At 65.8% G+C, this 15,850-nt stretch carries 17 protein-coding genes and 1 pseudogene; 13 read left to right on the forward strand and 5 right to left on the reverse strand.

Annotated elements, in window-relative coordinates; all coding sequences use genetic code 11:
* Window positions 1-2: 2 nt before the first annotated feature.
* The 5 genes from M6E97_RS15225 to hemN all read left to right on the forward strand — a co-directional run bounded on the left by M6E97_RS15225 (window position 3) and on the right by hemN (window position 5,348).
* A complete protein-coding gene (locus M6E97_RS15225) occupies window positions 3-542 on the forward strand; it encodes a FixH family protein (RefSeq protein WP_003103941.1) in 540 nt (179 codons plus the stop codon).
* Window positions 539-2,974: a heavy metal translocating P-type ATPase gene (locus M6E97_RS15230; protein ID WP_033938535.1), complete on the forward strand. Its 2,436-nt coding sequence runs from the start codon at window positions 539-541 to the stop codon at window positions 2,972-2,974. The genes M6E97_RS15225 and M6E97_RS15230 overlap by 4 nt, the downstream gene beginning before the upstream one ends.
* A complete protein-coding gene (gene ccoS, locus M6E97_RS15235; protein WP_003087273.1) occupies window positions 2,953-3,162 on the forward strand; it encodes a cbb3-type cytochrome oxidase assembly protein CcoS in 210 nt (69 codons plus the stop codon). The genes M6E97_RS15230 and ccoS overlap by 22 nt, the downstream gene beginning before the upstream one ends.
* Window positions 3,155-3,838, forward strand: coding sequence for a sulfite exporter TauE/SafE family protein (locus tag M6E97_RS15240; protein WP_033938536.1), 684 nt, complete (start codon window positions 3,155-3,157; stop codon window positions 3,836-3,838). Before ccoS ends, M6E97_RS15240 begins: the two co-directional genes overlap by 8 nt.
* A 127-nt stretch (window positions 3,839-3,965) precedes the next feature.
* Window positions 3,966-5,348, forward strand: a complete 1,383-nt coding sequence (gene hemN / locus M6E97_RS15245; RefSeq protein ID WP_003087267.1) for an oxygen-independent coproporphyrinogen III oxidase — start codon at window positions 3,966-3,968, stop codon at window positions 5,346-5,348.
* Window positions 5,349-5,396: 48 nt separating this feature from the next.
* On the opposite strand, the gene M6E97_RS15250 is transcribed toward hemN, so the two are convergent.
* Window positions 5,397-5,864: a hypothetical protein gene (locus tag M6E97_RS15250; protein WP_003114670.1), complete on the reverse strand. Its 468-nt coding sequence runs from the start codon at window positions 5,862-5,864 to the stop codon at window positions 5,397-5,399.
* Between the two features lie 245 nt (window positions 5,865-6,109).
* Here M6E97_RS15250 and anr point away from each other — a divergent pair, with 245 nt between their 5' ends.
* The 5 genes from anr to mdtI all read left to right on the forward strand — a co-directional run bounded on the left by anr (window position 6,110) and on the right by mdtI (window position 9,641).
* Window positions 6,110-6,844 carry a transcriptional regulator Anr gene (anr, locus tag M6E97_RS15255; RefSeq protein WP_003087262.1) on the forward strand — a complete coding sequence of 245 codons (735 nt, stop codon included), beginning with the start codon at window positions 6,110-6,112 and terminating at the stop codon, window positions 6,842-6,844.
* An 85-nt stretch (window positions 6,845-6,929) separates the two neighbouring features.
* Window positions 6,930-7,478, forward strand: coding sequence for an adenine phosphoribosyltransferase (locus M6E97_RS15260; protein ID WP_003087259.1), 549 nt, complete (start codon window positions 6,930-6,932; stop codon window positions 7,476-7,478).
* Between the two features lie 226 nt (window positions 7,479-7,704).
* On the forward strand, window positions 7,705-8,541 hold the full coding sequence (locus M6E97_RS15265) for a metal-dependent hydrolase (RefSeq protein ID WP_003087258.1): 837 nt from the start codon (window positions 7,705-7,707) through the stop codon (window positions 8,539-8,541).
* Window positions 8,542-8,949: 408 nt separating this feature from the next.
* Window positions 8,950-9,318 carry a multidrug/spermidine efflux SMR transporter subunit MdtJ gene (locus M6E97_RS15270; RefSeq protein ID WP_003087256.1) on the forward strand — a complete coding sequence of 123 codons (369 nt, stop codon included), beginning with the start codon at window positions 8,950-8,952 and terminating at the stop codon, window positions 9,316-9,318.
* Window positions 9,312-9,641, forward strand: coding sequence for a multidrug/spermidine efflux SMR transporter subunit MdtI (mdtI, locus tag M6E97_RS15275; protein WP_003103934.1), 330 nt, complete (start codon window positions 9,312-9,314; stop codon window positions 9,639-9,641). The genes M6E97_RS15270 and mdtI overlap by 7 nt, the downstream gene beginning before the upstream one ends.
* 525 nt (window positions 9,642-10,166) lie before the next feature.
* Here mdtI and M6E97_RS15280 read toward each other — a convergent pair.
* A pseudogene (locus M6E97_RS15280) lies at window positions 10,167-10,364 on the reverse strand (TetR family transcriptional regulator); the annotation flags it as partial.
* 92 nt (window positions 10,365-10,456) lie between these two features.
* Between M6E97_RS15280 and M6E97_RS15285 the strand changes: the two are divergent.
* The 3 genes from M6E97_RS15285 (at window position 10,457) to M6E97_RS15295 (ending at window position 13,537) form a co-directional block, all read left to right on the forward strand.
* Window positions 10,457-12,040, forward strand: a complete 1,584-nt coding sequence (locus M6E97_RS15285; protein ID WP_003121915.1) for a flavin-containing monooxygenase — start codon at window positions 10,457-10,459, stop codon at window positions 12,038-12,040.
* Window positions 12,037-12,924 (forward strand): SDR family NAD(P)-dependent oxidoreductase, encoded by an 888-nt coding sequence (locus tag M6E97_RS15290; RefSeq protein WP_009314747.1) that lies wholly within the window; start codon window positions 12,037-12,039, stop codon window positions 12,922-12,924. The genes M6E97_RS15285 and M6E97_RS15290 overlap by 4 nt, the downstream gene beginning before the upstream one ends.
* Before the next feature lie 73 nt (window positions 12,925-12,997).
* Window positions 12,998-13,537 carry a CbrC family protein gene (locus M6E97_RS15295; protein ID WP_267262712.1) on the forward strand — a complete coding sequence of 180 codons (540 nt, stop codon included), beginning with the start codon at window positions 12,998-13,000 and terminating at the stop codon, window positions 13,535-13,537.
* 12 nt (window positions 13,538-13,549) lie between these two features.
* Here M6E97_RS15295 and M6E97_RS15300 read toward each other — a convergent pair whose 3' ends face one another.
* The 3 genes from M6E97_RS15300 to M6E97_RS15310 all read right to left on the reverse strand — a co-directional run bounded on the left by M6E97_RS15300 (window position 13,550) and on the right by M6E97_RS15310 (window position 15,822).
* Window positions 13,550-14,698, reverse strand: coding sequence for an acyl-CoA dehydrogenase family protein (locus tag M6E97_RS15300; RefSeq protein WP_003111078.1), 1,149 nt, complete (start codon window positions 14,696-14,698; stop codon window positions 13,550-13,552).
* Window positions 14,699-14,820: 122 nt separating this feature from the next.
* Window positions 14,821-15,417 carry a recombination mediator RecR gene (gene recR / locus M6E97_RS15305; protein WP_003087237.1) on the reverse strand — a complete coding sequence of 199 codons (597 nt, stop codon included), beginning with the start codon at window positions 15,415-15,417 and terminating at the stop codon, window positions 14,821-14,823.
* Between the two features lie 78 nt (window positions 15,418-15,495).
* The gene (locus tag M6E97_RS15310) at window positions 15,496-15,822 is read right to left on the reverse strand and encodes a YbaB/EbfC family nucleoid-associated protein (RefSeq protein WP_003087236.1); all 327 of its coding nucleotides are present in this window, start codon (window positions 15,820-15,822) and stop codon (window positions 15,496-15,498) included.
* Window positions 15,823-15,850 lie beyond the last annotated feature (28 nt).

Here is a 15,850-nt window from a genome sequence, read left to right on the forward strand (position 1 = left end):
GCATGCAGTCCGAGACCCACCCTCAACCCTGGTACAAACACTTCTGGGCCTGGTTCATCGTGGCCCTCCTGGCGACCTCGGTGGTGCTCGGGCTGAGCCTGGTCACCATCGCGGTGCGCAACCAGGACACCCTGGTCACCGACAACTACTACGAGGCCGGCAAGGGCATCAACCGCTCCCTGGAACGCGAGAACCTGGCCGTACGCCTGCAGGTGCACGCCAAGGTCAAGGTCGACGACCTGACCGGCGAAGTCGAAGTGCGACTGACCGGCAACAGCCGTCCGGAGCAACTCACCCTCAACCTGATCTCGCCGACCCAGCCGGAGAAGGACCGCCGCGTGGAGCTGCTGCGCAGCAACTCCGACCGCGAGCGCTACGTCGGGCAACTGACCGACGCCGTCGAGGGCCGTCGCTTCGTCGAACTGCTCGGCCAGGAAGGCAGCGGCCAGTGGCGCCTGTTCGAGGAAGAGGTGGTATCGCCGACCGTGGTCATGGAGCTGGGTGACGAACCGCTCCAGGGAGCAGAAGCGAAGCGCCCATGAGCGCCCCCCTGCCCTGCTACCACTGCGGCTTGCCGGTCCCCGCCGGCAGCCGCTTCGAGGCCCGCGTGCTCGGCGAGACGCGGGCCATGTGCTGTCCGGGCTGCCAGGCGGTGGCCGAGGCCATCGTCGCCGGCGGCCTGGAAAGCTACTACCGGCACCGCAGCGAAAACGCCGCCAATCCCGAGGCATTGCCCAAGGCGCTCAGCGAGGAGTTGCAGCTCTACGACCGCCCGGACGTGCAGGGCGGCTTCGTCCGCCATGAGGGCGAGCTGGCGGAAACCAGCCTGATGATCGAAGGCATCAGTTGCGCCGCCTGCGGCTGGCTGATCGAGAAGCACCTGCGCCAGTTGCCTGGCGTGGCCGAGGCGCGGCTCAACCTGTCCAACCATCGCCTGCACGTGCGCTGGCAGGACAGCCAGTTGCCGCTCAGCCAGTTGCTCGGCGAACTGCGCCAGATCGGCTATGCCGGCCACCCCTACCAACCCGACCGCGCCACCGAGCGCCTGGCCGTGGAGAACCGCCGCGCCCTGCGCCAGCTCGGTGTCGCCGGGCTGCTGTGGATCCAGGTGATGATGGCGGTGATGGCGACCTGGCCGGAATTCAACCTCGACCTTTCCGCCGGCATGGACCGCATCCTGCGCTGGGTCAGCCTGATCCTCACCACGCCGATCGTCTTCTACTGCTGCGGCCAGTTCTTCCGTGGCGCCCTGCGCGACCTGCGCACCCGCCACCTGACCATGGACGTCTCGGTGTCGCTGGCGATCGGCGGCGCCTACGTCGCCGGCATCTGGTCGACGATCACCGGCCAGGGCGAACTGTATTTCGACGCGGTCGGCATGTTCGCCCTGTTCCTCCTCGCCGGCCGCTACCTCGAACGCCGCGCGCGGGAGCGCACCGCCGCCTCCACCGCGCAACTGGTCAACCTGCTGCCGGCGTCCTGCCTGCGCCTGGACGCCGCCAACCAGGGCGAGCGCATCCTGCTCAGCGAACTGCGCGTCGGCGACCGCGTGCTGGTACCGCCAGGCGCCGTGCTGCCAGCCGACGGAGTGATCCTCGACGGCCAGTCCAGCGTCGACGAGTCGCTGCTCACCGGCGAGTACCTGCCCCATCCACGCCAGGCCGGCGACGCCGTCACCGGCGGAACCCTGAACGTCGAGGGGCCGCTGACCGTCGAGGTCGGCGCCCTTGGCGACGACAGCCGCCTGTCGGCCATCGTCCGCCTGCTGGAACGCGCCCAGGCGGACAAGCCGCGCCTGGCGGAACTGGCCGACAAGGTCGCGCAGTGGTTCCTGCTCATCGTCCTGCTGGTCGCCGCAGCGGTCGGCGTGCTGTGGTGGCAGGTCGACCACCAGCGCGCCTTCTGGGTGGTGCTGTCGCTGCTGGTCGCCACCTGCCCCTGCGCCCTGTCGCTGGCCACGCCCACCGCGCTCACCGCGGCCACCGGCAGCCTGCACAAGCTCGGCCTGCTGATCACGCGCGGGCACGTGCTGGAAGGGCTGAACCATATCGACACGGTAATCTTCGACAAGACCGGCACCCTCACCGAAGGCCGCCTGACGCTCAAGCAGGTGCTACCCCTGCGCGATCTCGACGCGGATCGCTGCCTGGCCCTCGCCGCCGCCCTCGAGAACCGTTCCGAACACCCCATCGCCCGCGCCTTCGGCCGTGCGCCGGAGGCCGCCGACAGCGTCGCAAGCCATCCGGGACTGGGCCTCGAAGGCCTGGTGGAAGGCCGCCGCCTGCGCATCGGCCAGGCCGCCTTCGTCAGCAACCTGGGCGGCAGCGCCACGCCCGCGATGCCCGGCGACTCCGGACAGTGGCTGCTGCTCGGCGACGAGCAGGGACCGCTGGCCTGGTTCGGTCTCGACGACCGCCTGCGCAGCGACGCCCCCGCCCTGCTCGCCGCCTGCAAGGCGCGCGGCTGGCGCACCCTCCTGCTATCCGGCGACGCCTCGCCGATGGTCGCCAGCGTCGCTGCCGAACTGGGCATCGACGAAGCCCGCGGCGGCCTGACCCCGGACGACAAGCTGGCCATGCTCGAACGCCTGCACGGCGAGGGCCGCCGGGTGCTGATGCTCGGCGACGGAGTCAACGACGTACCGGTGCTCGCCGGTGCCGACATCAGCGTCGCCATGGGCAGCGCCACCGACCTGGCCAAGACCAGCGCCGACGCGGTGCTCCTGTCCAACCGCCTGGACAGCCTGGTGCAGGCCTTCCGGCTGGCGCGCCGCACCCGCCATATCATCATCGAGAACCTGGCCTGGGCCAGCCTGTACAATGGCCTGGTCCTGCCCTTCGCCGCGCTCGGCTGGATCACCCCGGGCTGGGCGGCGATCGGCATGTCGGTCAGTTCGCTGCTGGTGGTGGTCAACGCCCTGCGGCTGACCCGAATCCCTTCGCCGAGGTCCGTATGGCCGCGCTCTACATCCTGATCCCCGTCGCGATCGTCATCGTCGCCATCGCCATCTACGTGTTCTTCTGGGCGGTGGACAGCGGCCAGTACGACGATCTCGACGGCCCCGCCCACAGCATTCTCTTCGACGACGAAGACCCGAAGCACCAGGCCGGCGTCGACGAAGCGGAGAAGCCGTCGAAACCCGAGGACCGACCGCGTGGCTGAACTGGCGCCGTTGCTGGTTTCCGCGCTGATCCTCGGCCTGCTCGGGGGAGGCCACTGCCTGGGCATGTGCGGCGGCCTGATGGGCGCCCTGACCCTGGCCATTCCCGCCGAACAGCGCGGCCGTCGTCTGCGCCTGCTGCTGGCCTACAACCTCGGCCGCATCCTCAGCTACGCCTGCGCCGGCCTGCTGCTCGGCCTGGCCGGCTGGGCGGTGGCGAGCACCCCGTTGGCCGGCGCGCTGCGGGTGGTCGCCGGGCTGCTGCTGATCGCCATGGGACTCTACCTGGCCGGCTGGTGGAGCGGCCTGACCCGCGTCGAGGCGCTCGGTCGCGGCCTCTGGCGCCACCTGGAACCCTTCGCCCGGCGCCTGCTGCCGGTCTCCAGCCTGCCACGGGCCCTGCTGCTCGGTGCGATCTGGGGCTGGCTGCCCTGCGGGCTGGTCTACAGCACCCTGCTCTGGGCCACCAGCCAGGGATCGGCACTGGACAGCGCGCTGCTGATGCTGGCGTTCGGCCTCGGCACCTGGCCGGTACTGCTGGCCACCGGCATGGCCGCCGAACGGGTGACCGTCCTGCTACGCCGTCGCGGCGTACGCATCGTGGGCGGCCTGATGGTCATCCTCTTCGGCCTCTGGACCCTCCCAGGACCGCACCAGGCCTGGCTGATGGGGCATTGACGGACGCCCGTCCCAACATCGGGTGACACATCCTGTATACATTCACCCGCTTGATACAAATCAACAGGCCTTCCCGGCGCAATCCCTAGACTTCCCGACTAAAGCTCGCCAACTGGGGATCTCTGGCATGCTCGACACCATTCGCTGGGACGCTGACCTGATTCGGCGCTACGACCTTTCCGGCCCGCGTTACACCTCCTATCCGACCGCCGTGCAGTTCCACGAAGGCATCGGCCCGTTCGACCAGTTGCACGCCCTGCGCGACAGCCGGAAGGCCGGACACCCCCTGTCGCTCTACGTGCACATCCCGTTCTGCGCCAACATCTGCTACTACTGCGCCTGCAACAAGGTGATCACCAAGGATCGCGGGCGCAGCGCGCCGTACCTTGCGCGCCTGGTCCGCGAGATCGAGATCGTCAGCCGCCACCTCTCCCGCGAGCAGGTGGTCGAGCAACTGCACTTCGGTGGCGGAACCCCGACCTTCCTCAGTCCCGGCCAGTTGCGCGAACTCATGTCGCAATTGCGCACCCACCTCAACCTGCTGGACGACGATTCGGGCGACTACGGCATCGAGATCGACCCACGCGAGGCCGACTGGTCGACCATGGGCCTGCTCCGCGAACTCGGTTTCAACCGCGTCAGCCTCGGCGTACAGGACTTCGACATGGAGGTGCAGAAGGCGGTCAACCGCATGCAGACCCCGGAGGAGACCCGTACCATCGTCGAGGCCGCGCGCACCCTGCAGTACCGCTCGATCAACCTCGACCTGATCTACGGACTGCCGAAACAGACGCCGGACAGCTTCGCCCGCACGGTCGACGAAGTGATCGCGCTACAGCCGGATCGCCTCTCGGTGTTCAACTACGCCCACCTGCCCGAGCGTTTCATGCCGCAGCGGCGGATCAACGCCGACGACCTGCCGAGCCCGGGCCAGAAGCTGGAAATGCTCCAGCGCACCACCGAGCAACTCGCCGCGGCGGGCTACCGCTATATCGGCATGGATCACTTCGCCCTGCCCGACGACGAGCTGGCCAGCGCCCAGGAAGACGGCACCCTGCAACGCAATTTCCAGGGCTACACCACGCACGGGCACTGTGACCTGGTAGGTCTCGGGGTCTCGGCGATCAGCCAGATCGGCGACCTCTACAGCCAGAACAGCAGCGACATCAACGACTACCAGACCAGCCTCGACAACGGCCAGTTGGCGATCCGTCGCGGCCTGCACTGCAACAGCGACGACCGGGTGCGGCGCGCGGTGATCCAGCAACTGATCTGCCACTTCGAACTGGCCTTCGAGGATATCGAGACGGAGTTCGGCATCGACTTCCGCAGCTACTTCGCCGAGCTGTGGCCCGACCTCGAACGCTTCGCCGCCGACGGCCTGATCCGCCTGGACGCCAAGGGCATCGACATCACCTCCTCCGGGCGTCTGCTGGTGCGTTCGATCTGCATGCTGTTCGACCGCTACCTGCCCAGCCTCAACCGGCAGCGCTTCTCCCGGGTGATCTGAAAGCGCACCGCCCTGCCCGCACGACAGGGCGGTGAATCCCCGCCCCTTCTACCGGCTGCCCATGACCTTCATGATCAGCGCCGGGTCGCTGATACCCATCTCCTTGATGGCCGATGCCATCGCTGCCGTTGCCGTCTGCAGGGCGGAGTTGAGTTGTTGCAACTCCTTCTGCAACTCAGGCACGCGAGCCTCCTTCGCCCCCGGATCGGACGACCTCATGGCCTCCTGCAGCTCCCTGAGCTTCTCTTCGATCTTCTTCTTCAACTCGCGGATCATCTTCACCATCGGCCGCAACTCCTGCGGGATATCCTCGTCCTCCTCCTCCACCGGCACCCCCATGGTGGCGGCCAGCTCGCGCCCTGCCTGGGAAAGCTGTACATGCTGATCGGCGGCGTCGGTACCGGCGGCCGGGTCTTCCGCCTGCTCGGCGGTGCCGGTCCGCGCGGCCTTGGCGTCCGCGGCGGCGCGCGATGAGGGCGGCACCTGGGTGGTGATCCAGCCACTGAGGGTCAACATTCCAGTCACTCCGGGAAAAATGGAATTCTTCCATTGGATCGGCCCACGCGTCGCGAACTTGAGCCCCCTTTTCGTCGCCCCTTGACAGGGTGCGACAGGTAGTCGCAGTTGTTTGACGCAAGTCACTGATTGGAAACGCCATCGGCCTGTCAGAAATGGTCGTTGCCAGACCTATGGCTGGCACCCGCATCGCGGCTGCGTTACCCTTACTCCTGTTGTGCCTTTAACCTAGCAAGGACCCCTCAATGGCCGAAACCATCAAGGTGCGCGCACTGCCCCAAGCACACTGCAAGGATTGCAGTCTGGCCCCGCTGTGCCTCCCCCTGTCGCTGACCGTGGAAGACATGGATTCGCTGGACGAGATCGTCAAGCGCGGTCGTCCCCTGAAGAAAGGCGAATTCCTGTTCCGCCAGGGCGATCCTTTCGGCTCGGTCTTTGCCGTGCGCTCCGGCGCCCTGAAAACCTTCAGCATCACCGATGCCGGCGAAGAGCAGATCACCGGCTTCCACCTGCCCAGCGAGCTGGTCGGCCTGTCCGGGATGGATACCGAGACCTATCCGGTATCCGCCCAGGCCCTGGAAACCACCTCGGTCTGCGAGATTCCCTTCGAGCGCCTGGACGAACTGTCCGAGCAGCTGCCGCAACTGCGCCGCCAACTGATGCGTCTGATGAGTCGGGAAATCCGCGATGACCAGCAGATGATGCTGCTGCTGTCGAAGAAGACTGCCGACGAGCGCATCGCCACCTTCCTGGTCAACCTGTCGGCGCGCTTCCGTGCCCGTGGCTTCTCCGCCCAGCAGTTCCGCCTGGCCATGTCGCGCAACGAGATCGGCAACTATCTCGGCCTGGCCGTGGAAACCGTGTCGCGGGTCTTCACCCGCTTCCAGCAGAACGGCCTGATCAGCGCGGAAGGCAAGGAAGTGCACATCCTCGACTCCATCGAGCTGTGCGCCCTCGCCGGCGGCCAGCTGGAAGGCTGAAGCGCCTGCGAACCGCCGACGGGCCCGCCTCAGCGCGGGCCCGTTGTATGATGGGCCCCGAAAAACGCCCAGCCCAGGATCTTCCATGATTTTCGACGAGTTCACCCTCAAGTCGCAGATCCGCGCCGTGCCGGACTTTCCCAAGCCCGGCGTGGTGTTCCGCGACATCACCCCGCTGTTCCAGTCGCCGCGCGCGCTACGCATGACCGTGGACAGCTTCGTCCAGCGCTACATCGAGGCCGATTTCAGCCACATCGGCGCCATGGATGCCCGTGGCTTCCTCATCGGCTCGGCGGTGGCCTATGCGCTGAACAAGCCGCTGGTCCTGTTCCGCAAGCAGGGCAAGCTGCCCGCCGACGTACTCGCCGAGGGCTACCAGACCGAGTACGGCGAGGCCTTCCTCGAAGTACATGCCGACAGCCTCTGCGAAGGCGACAGCGTACTGATCTTCGACGACCTCATCGCCACTGGCGGGACCCTGCTGGCGGCCGCGAGCCTGGTACGACGCCTCGGGGCCAGGGTCTTCGAGGCCGCGGCGATCATCGACCTGCCGGAACTCGGCGGCTCCACTCGCCTGCAGGACGCCGGCATCTCCACCTTCAGTCTCACCGCGTTCGCTCTCGACGAGCGTTGATACGCCGGGGCGCGCCCTGGCGCCCCGCGCCCCATCTTCCGTCTGGTCGAGCCGACCTGGCCATTAATGACTTCGAAATGGCCAGGAATGACCTCCCGCTGTTGGACAATCCTGCAATAATTACATCAGCTAATGACACATTCAGAGGTGTTATAGCGAGCTCGCCATAGGGAACCCGAGGAAACCTGTGCGTTTCCCCTCCCCAGAACAACAAAAGGAGTTAGCCATGACTGCCACTGGCACCGCCTCCCCGGTTCGCGCCAATTTCCCCGTGCGGCGGATGGATTTCAGCTTCAGCGAAACCCCGAAGTACTGGTGGGACGGCCAACCCTTCATGACCCAGTTCATGAACAACCTGTCCTCGCTCTTCCCCTACGGCGAAAAATTCTTCGTCGATAGCGTCCGCGCGGTGCGCGACCGCCTGGAGGATCCGCAACTGAAGAAGGACGTCAGCGCCTTCATCGGCCAGGAGGCGATGCACTCCAAGGAGCATGCCGCCTACAACGAATATGCCGAGGAGCACGGGGTCGACCTGGAGTGCCTCGAACTGCGGATCAAGGTCCTGCTGGAAAACGTCAGCAAGGTCACCACCAGGAAACACCAGCTGGCGATCACCTGCGCCCTCGAGCATTTCACCGCGACCATGGCCGCGCAGCTGCTCAAGCGCGAAGACCTGACCATCCAGATGCAGTCGCCGAAGATGTACAAGCTGTGGATGTGGCATGCCATCGAGGAGAACGAACACAAGAATGTCGCCTACGATGTGTACCAGAAAGTCTACGGCGGCTACTTCACCCGGGTTCTGGTGATGATGCTGACCACCCTGATGTTCTTCGGCGTCATCGGCTGGTTCCAGCTCGACCTGCTACGCAAGGACGGCCAATTGTTCAACTGGCGCTCCTGGAAGCATGGCCTGGGCACCCTGTTCGGCCTGCGCAAGGGCTTCTTCACCCGCCTGCTGCTGCCCTACCTGGACTACTACCGGCCGGGCTTCCACCCCAGCGACCACGACACCGCGAAACTGGAGAAATACTGGAAGGACAAACTGGCCTTCGCCGATTGAAGCCCGCCTCCGCCAGTGCCGCTCCGCCCCCGACGCCAGGCCCCGCCTGGCGTTTCTTATTCGAGAGAAGAACAGGATATTGCACACGGAAAAGCCTCCGTTTCGACTACCGTTCCTGAATCCGCCATTTTACGGAGGAAATAATTAGTCAATTCCTATCGATTGGCTTTTTACGATGCCCTGAGGTAATATCATGTTCATTATGTTGAACACTAAGGCATTACCTCTCCCCACTTCCCGTCTGGTCTCCCGCGAGCGTCACTGGACCGGCGACCTCTAGCTCCCTCCCTCGACACCTGCTGTCGGTGGCGACCGCCCCTGCGCTTCGGGGTCTTTCCCGCCCCTCGCCACCGCTCTTCGTCATCTTTGGCCGCGGCCTCCATTCCGCGGTGCCCATGGGAGGGCAACATGCGTTCCTGGATCTATCTGTTACTGGCTATCGGCGCCGAAGTGATCGGCACCACCTCGATGAAACTGGCCGCCACCCACGCCCCTGTCGCAGGCATGCTGCTGATGTACGGGATGATCGGCCTGTCCTATTTCTTCCTCGCCCTGGCGGTCAAGCGTGTCCCCGTCGGAGTCGCCTACGCCCTTTGGGAAGGCATTGGCATCGTCCTGATCACGGCGGTCAGCGTCGCCTGGCTGGGCGAAAGCATCGGCCTGTACAAGGCCGTCGGCCTCGGCGTGATGATCGCCGGCATCCTGCTGATCAAGTCCGGCACCCGCAACGCCAGCGGCACGCCGGCGCAGCCCCGTGGGGAGGCCGTCACATGCTGACCCTGAACTGGATTCCCTTCGCCTGGCTCGGCCTGGCGATCGCCCTCGAGGTCGTCGCCAACCTGCTGTTGAAATACTCCGACGGTTTCCGCAGGCGCGGCCTCGGGATCGCCTCGATCCTCTGCGTGATGGCCGCCTTCACCGCGCTGGCGCAGGCGGTGAAGGACATCGAGCTGTCACTCGCCTATGCGATCTGGGGCGGCTTCGGCATCCTCGCCACCGTCGCCATGGGCTGGGCGCTGTTCGGCCAGCGCCTGGCCTGGCGCGGCTGGCTCGGCCTGTTGCTGCTGCTGGCCGGCATGAGCCTGCTCAAGCTGGCCTGACGCCTCGGCGTCCAACGAAACGCCCATCATCTGCAGGACCGCGGCGCCGGTGAACAACAGCAGTATCTGTTCCTCACCCAGGGCGCAGATTTCCCGACGCCGCTCCGGCTGGCCGATATAGTCCAGCGACAACTGAAACAGCTGGCGGCCGATCAGGCTGGAGAGGCGGCGGATGGTCGCCTCGCTCACCGCCGGCAACAACCTGAATTCGATGATGTCCTCCGACATGTCCTCGGCGAACTCATCCATGATCTGACGCAGGGCACCACGCAGCACCGGCGAAGCCCCATGCAGTTCGCGCACGCCGACGATGAACGCGGCGGGATTGCTCTCCACGAAGTCGAAGAACAGCCGCACCGTCTCCCGGCAGACCCGCCGCCCCCTTTCCAGGTCCAGCCCGAACGGCGTCGTCTGCGCTCGGGCGCTGGGCGCCGCACGAGTCGCGGCCTCGCGGCGAAGCTGGCGCAGCGGCTGGCGCAGCTGGGTAGAGATGTCGCGGATCATGGTCAGGCCAAGATCGTCGATATCGCGGAAATGCCGATAGAAGGTGTTCGGATTCAGGCCCGCCTCGCGCGCCAGCTCGCGCAAGCCGATGGCCCCCAGGCTGCGGCTGCTGCTGCCCAGGCGCAAGGCCGCCTCCAGCAAGGCGCGTTTGCCGGGAGCGTCGGCAACCCTGTCCTTCGTTTCGTTCATATCGCTCATGTTCCACCTGGTTGTTTCCATGCGCCACAAGTTCGGCCGTTGCGTCGCGCCGACCCTACCTAAGGTTGGCTTGACCCTGAAGTATACAGATGTCTACATTCGCAGGTAGACGAGTGTATACGCCAGCAAACAATCATAACAGGAGCTTGGCCATGAGTACCCAACCCACCCCTGCCGCCGCCCGGCACTGCAAGGTCGCCATCATCGGCACCGGTTTCTCCGGGCTGGGGATGGCGATCCGTCTCCGCCAGGAAGGCGAGGACGACTTCCTGATCTTCGAAAAGGACGCCGGCGTCGGCGGCACCTGGAGAGTCAACAACTACCCTGGCTGCGCCTGCGACGTGCAATCCCACGTCTATTCCTTCTCCTTCGAAGCGAACCCGGAGTGGACGCGGATGTTCGCCCGCCAGCCGGAAATCCGCGCCTATCTGGAGAAGTGCTGGGAAAAATACCGCTTGCAGGAAAAGACCCTGCTGAACACCGAGATCGGCAAGCTGGCCTGGGACGAGCGGCAAAGCCTCTGGCACCTGCATGACGCCCAGGGCAACCATTACACCGCGAACGCCGTGGTTTCCGGCATGGGCGGCCTGTCCACCCCGGCCTATCCACGCCTCGATGGCCTGGAGAACTTCCAGGGCAAGGTCTTCCATTCCCAGCAGTGGGACCATGACTACGACCTCAAGGGCAAGCGCGTGGCGGTGATCGGCACCGGCGCCTCGGCGATCCAGTTCGTCCCGGAGATCCAGCCGCTGGTGGCCGCGCTCGATCTCTACCAGCGCACTCCGCCATGGATCCTGCCCAAACCCGACCGGGCAATCAGCGAAACCGAGCGCCGCCGCTTCCGGCGCTTCCCGCTGGTGCAGAAGCTCTGGCGCGGCGGCCTCTACAGCCTGCTCGAAGGGCGGGTGCTGGGCTTCACCTTCGCCCCGCAGGTGATGAAGCTGGTGCAGCGCCTGGCGATCCGCCACATCCACAAGCAGATCAAGGATCCGGAACTGCGCCGCAAGGTCACGCCGGACTACACCATCGGCTGCAAGCGCATCCTCATGTCGCACAACTACTACCCGGCCCTGGCGGCCGCCAACTCCACGGTGATCACCGAAGGCATCCGCGCCGTCACCGCCAACGGAATCGTCGACGGCAACGGCCGGGAGCGCGAGGTCGACGCGATCATCTTCGGTACCGGCTTCACCGCCAACGATCCGATCCCCCGCGGAGTGGTCTTCGGTCGCGACGGCCGCGACCTGCTGGACAGCTGGACCAAGGGCCCGGAAGCCTACAAGGGCACTACCACCGCCGGCTTCCCCAACCTGTTCTTCCTGATGGGACCGAACACCGGCCTCGGCCACAACTCGATGGTCTACATGATCGAGTCGCAGATCGCCTACGTCCTCGATGCGCTGAAGCTGATGAAGCGCCGCGAACTGCTCAGTCTCGAGGTCAAGGCCCCGGTGCAGGAACGCTACAACGAATACCTCCAGCGCAAGCTGGACCGCAGCGTCTGGAGCGTGGGCGGTTGCAAGAGCTGGTACCTGCATCCGGTCAGCGGCCGCAACTGCACCCTGTGGCCGGGATTCACCTGGCGCTTCCGTGCCCTGACCCGGCAGTTCGACGCCTCCGCCTACCACCTCACCACGACACCGCTCGCCGCCCTGAGCAACGAAGCCCGCCAACAGGCCGAAGGGGTACCCGCATGAAGTCGTTCGAAAACAAAGTCGCCGCCATCACCGGCGCAGGCTCGGGCATCGGTCGCGCCCTGGCCGTGGAGCTGGGCAGGCAGGGTTGTCACCTGGCCCTGGCCGACGTCAATGCCGCAGCTCTCGAGGAGACCCGCCAATTGCTCGCCAGCAGCGGGGTACGCGTCTCCACCGCGGTCGTCGACGTGGCCGACCGCGAGCAGGTGCAGGCCTGGGCCGACAAGGCGGCCAGCGAACATGGCCGGGTGAACCTGATCTTCAACAACGCGGGCGTCGCCCACGCCGGTACCGTGGAAGGCAGCGACTACTCGGAATACGAGTGGATCATGAACATCAACTTCTGGGGCGTGGTGAACGGCACCAAGGCGTTCCTTCCGCACCTGAAGGCCTCCGGCAACGGCCACGTGGTCAATGTCTCCAGCGTCTTCGGGCTGTTCGCCCAGCCCGGCATGAGCGCCTACAACGCCACCAAGTACGCGGTGCGTGGCTTCACCGAGTCGTTGCGCCAGGAACTGGACATGGAGGACTCCGGCGTCTCCGCCAGTTGCGTGCATCCCGGCGGGATCAGGACCAACATCGCCAAGACCGCGCGAATGAACGAGAGCATGGCCAAGGTCACCGGCCAGGCTGCCGACAAGGCTCGCCAGCAATTCAACGACCAGTTGCTGCGGACCACCCCGGAGAAGGCCGCCCAGGTCATCCTGCGCGGCGTGCAGCGCGACAGCCGGCGCATCCTGATCGGCGCCGACGCCCACGCGATCGACGTGATGCTGCGCCTGGCGCCAGTGCTCTACCAGCGCGTGGTCACCGCCAGCATGCGCCTGGCAGCGCGCTTCGCGCCGCGCCCGAAGAGCCCCCAGGGCGCCCGCGAAGCCAGCGAGTGAACAGGCCCACCGGGTAGCCGCTAGGCTGCCCGGCACGTCATACTCGACGGCCAGTCTCCAGGGTACGGCCGTCATGAACCCTCCCCTTCCTCACTTCCGCTACCATCCCGAACCGCTCGCCAGCGGCAGCATCGAGGCTTCCGCCACCACCTGCCAGTGCTGTGGCAAGGCTCGTGGCTACGTCTACACCGGTTCGCCCTATTCCCGCCACGAGTTGCCGCCCGGCAGCCTTTGCCCCTGGTGCATAGCCGACGGCAGCGCGGCCGCGCGCTACGAAGCGAGCTTTTCCGACGACTATCCGCTGCTCGACGCCGGCGTCGCCGAGGATATAGTCACCGAAGTCTGCGAGCGCACGCCCGGCTACACCTCCTGGCAGCAGGAGCGCTGGCTGGTTTGCTGCGAGGATGCCTGCGCCTTTCGCGGCGACGCGGGGCGTGAGGAAATCGGGCAACTGGGAGCCGAGGGCCTGGCGCAGCGCTTCGCCGATTTCGCCTGGCCGGCTATCACCTGGCAACGCCTCGTCGACGCCTATACGCCCGGCGGCAATCCGGCCATCTACCGCTTCGACTGCCTGCACTGTGGCCAGGCGCATTACGACCTGGACTTCACCTGATAGAACGCGGCCCTACAACCCCATCTGCTTGCCGATGATCTCGTTCATGATTTCCCGCGAACCGCCGCCGATGGAGAGAATCCGGTTGTCGCGATACAGCCGCTCCACTAGGCTTTCGCGCATGTAGCCCATGCCGCCGAGCACCTGCACGGCATCATAGGTCAGGCGATCGGCGACATCGGTGGCGAAGTTCTTGGCCATCGAGATCTCCTTGATCACGCTCTTGCCGGCAGCCATCTTCGCTGCCTGGCGATAGGTGAACTCGCGGGAAACCTCCAGTTGCGTGGCCATTTCCGCGAGACGATGGCGCAGCACCTGGAACTTGCCGATCGGCTTGCCGAACGCTTCTCGCTCGCGCGCCCAGCGCAGCGACTCCTCCAGAGCCAGTTGCGCGGTCATGTTGGCCATCACCGCCAGGGCCAGGCGCTCGCTCTGGAAATTGGCCATGATGCAGGCGAAGCCAGCGTTCTCCACGCCGATCAGGTTTTCCGCAGGCACCCGGCAGTCGTCGAAAAACAGTTCGGCGGTATCCGACGCCCACCAGCCCATCTTCTTCAGCTTGCGTCCGACACTGAACCCGGCAGTGCCCTTCTCCACCAGCAGCAGGCTGATGCCGGCGAAACCCTCGCCGCCGGTACGCACCGCGACCGTGTAGTAGTCCGCGCGCACGCCGCTGGTGATGAAGGTCTTGCTGCCGCTGACGCGATAGTGATCGCCATCGCGCACCGCACGGGTCTTCAGGTTGGCCACGTCGGAGCCGCCAGAGGGCTCGGTGACCGCCAGGGCCATGATCTTCTCGCCGCGCAGCACCGCCGGCACCACCCGCTCGCGCACCTCGGGACGGGCCCACTTGACCACCGGGGGCAAGCCGATATCCAGCGATCCCAACCCGGCGACCAGGCCACCGGAACCGCAGCGCATGAGTTCTTCGCTGGCCGCCACCTTGGCGAACAGATCGCCTTCGCAACTGCCGCCGTAGGCTTCCGGGTAGCCGATGCCGAGGATCCCGGCCGCGCCGGCCTTGAGATAGAGTTCACGGGGAAATTCCTCGGCCTCCTCCCATTCATCGATGTGCGGCAACACCTCGCGCTCGACGAAACGGCGCACCGAATCCCGGATCAGTTGATGGGACTCGTCGAAGTACTGCTGGAAGTCAGTCATGGCCGGGCTCCTGATGGGAGCCTCAGAACTTACCTAGCGCTTGCTTGGTTTTCAATACGGGAAACTGGCCATCGGCGAGGGCGTATAGGCCGCCCTTCCTACGGACACGGGAGGCACAGAGCTCAGGAGATCGGCCGCCGTCCGGCCAGGGCGTGGGCCAAGGTGCCGCCATCGACCAGCTCCAGCTCGCCACCCAGCGGCACGCCATGGGCGATACGCGACAAGGTCAGGCCGCGGCCGGCCAGTAGCTGGGCGATATAGTGGGCGGTGGCCTCGCCTTCGACGGTGGGGTTGGTGGCGAGGATCACCTCGCTGAAGGCTCCGTCCCTGATCCGCGCTTCCAGTTCGGGAATCCCGATCGCCTCCGGCCCCAGGCCGTCGAGCGGCGACAGGTGTCCCTTGAGCACGAAATAGCGGCCGCGGTAGCCGGTCTGCTCCACCGCGAATACGTCCAGCGGGCCTTCCACCACGCAGAGCAGCGAGTCGTCGCGTCGCGGGTCGGCGCACTGCGGGCACAGCTCCTCCTCGCTGAGGGTCCGGCACTGCCGGCAATGACCGACCCCTTCCATCGCGGCGGTCAACGCCTGGGCCAGCTTCAGGCCGCCGCTGCGATCGCGCTCCAGCAGCATCAGCGCCATGCGCTGGGCCGACTTCTGCCCGACACCGGGAAGAATGCGCAGGGACTCGATCAGTTGGCGGATCAGCGGGCTGAAACTCATGCAGGACTCGTCAGATAGAGGGAGGGGAATGGCTGCCGGGCGCCGTCCTAAGAAGGCGGACCCGGCACGAACGCAGAATCAGAAGGGCATCTTGAAGCCGGGCGGCAGTTGCATGCCCGAGGTGAAGCCGGACATCTTTTCCTGGTTGTTCTGCTCGATCTTGCGCACCGCATCGTTGACCGCGGCGGCGATCAGGTCTTCGAGGATTTCCTTGTCTTCCTGCATCAGGCTGTCGTCCAGGCTGACGCGCTTGACGTCGTGGCGCCCGGTCATCACCACGCTGACCAGACCGGCGCCGGATTGCCCGGTCACTTCCGCGTTGGCCAGCTCTTCCTGCATCTTCTGCATCTTTTCCTGCATCTGCTGCGCCTGCTTCATCAGGCCGGCCATGCCACCTTTCATCATGTTCTTCACCTCGAATGTCGTCTTGTTG

The organism is Pseudomonas sp. B111, from assembly GCF_026428275.1.
Lineage (GTDB): Bacteria > Pseudomonadota > Gammaproteobacteria > Pseudomonadales > Pseudomonadaceae > Pseudomonas > Pseudomonas aeruginosa.

Excerpts from the sequence above, each read along its gene's own strand:
- M6E97_RS15270 (WP_003087256.1), top strand. The coding sequence starts at position 8,950 with ATGCGTTCCTGGATCTATCTGTTACTGGCTATCGGCGCCGAAGTGATC.
- M6E97_RS15300 (WP_003111078.1), bottom strand. The coding sequence starts at position 14,698 with ATGACTGACTTCCAGCAGTACTTCGACGAGTCCCATCAACTGATCCGG.
- M6E97_RS15230 (WP_033938535.1), top strand. The coding sequence starts at position 539 with ATGAGCGCCCCCCTGCCCTGCTACCACTGCGGCTTGCCGGTCCCCGCC.
- M6E97_RS15310 (WP_003087236.1), bottom strand. The coding sequence starts at position 15,822 with ATGATGAAAGGTGGCATGGCCGGCCTGATGAAGCAGGCGCAGCAGATG.
- M6E97_RS15260 (WP_003087259.1), top strand. The coding sequence starts at position 6,930 with ATGATTTTCGACGAGTTCACCCTCAAGTCGCAGATCCGCGCCGTGCCG.
- M6E97_RS15250 (WP_003114670.1), bottom strand. The coding sequence starts at position 5,864 with ATGTTGACCCTCAGTGGCTGGATCACCACCCAGGTGCCGCCCTCATCG.
- hemN (WP_003087267.1), top strand. The coding sequence starts at position 3,966 with ATGCTCGACACCATTCGCTGGGACGCTGACCTGATTCGGCGCTACGAC.
- M6E97_RS15225 (WP_003103941.1), top strand. The coding sequence starts at position 3 with ATGCAGTCCGAGACCCACCCTCAACCCTGGTACAAACACTTCTGGGCC.
- recR (WP_003087237.1), bottom strand. The coding sequence starts at position 15,417 with ATGAGTTTCAGCCCGCTGATCCGCCAACTGATCGAGTCCCTGCGCATT.
- M6E97_RS15295 (WP_267262712.1), top strand. The coding sequence starts at position 12,998 with ATGAACCCTCCCCTTCCTCACTTCCGCTACCATCCCGAACCGCTCGCC.
- M6E97_RS15265 (WP_003087258.1), top strand. The coding sequence starts at position 7,705 with ATGACTGCCACTGGCACCGCCTCCCCGGTTCGCGCCAATTTCCCCGTG.
- M6E97_RS15290 (WP_009314747.1), top strand. The coding sequence starts at position 12,037 with ATGAAGTCGTTCGAAAACAAAGTCGCCGCCATCACCGGCGCAGGCTCG.
- mdtI (WP_003103934.1), top strand. The coding sequence starts at position 9,312 with ATGCTGACCCTGAACTGGATTCCCTTCGCCTGGCTCGGCCTGGCGATC.
- ccoS (WP_003087273.1), top strand. The coding sequence starts at position 2,953 with ATGGCCGCGCTCTACATCCTGATCCCCGTCGCGATCGTCATCGTCGCC.
- anr (WP_003087262.1), top strand. The coding sequence starts at position 6,110 with ATGGCCGAAACCATCAAGGTGCGCGCACTGCCCCAAGCACACTGCAAG.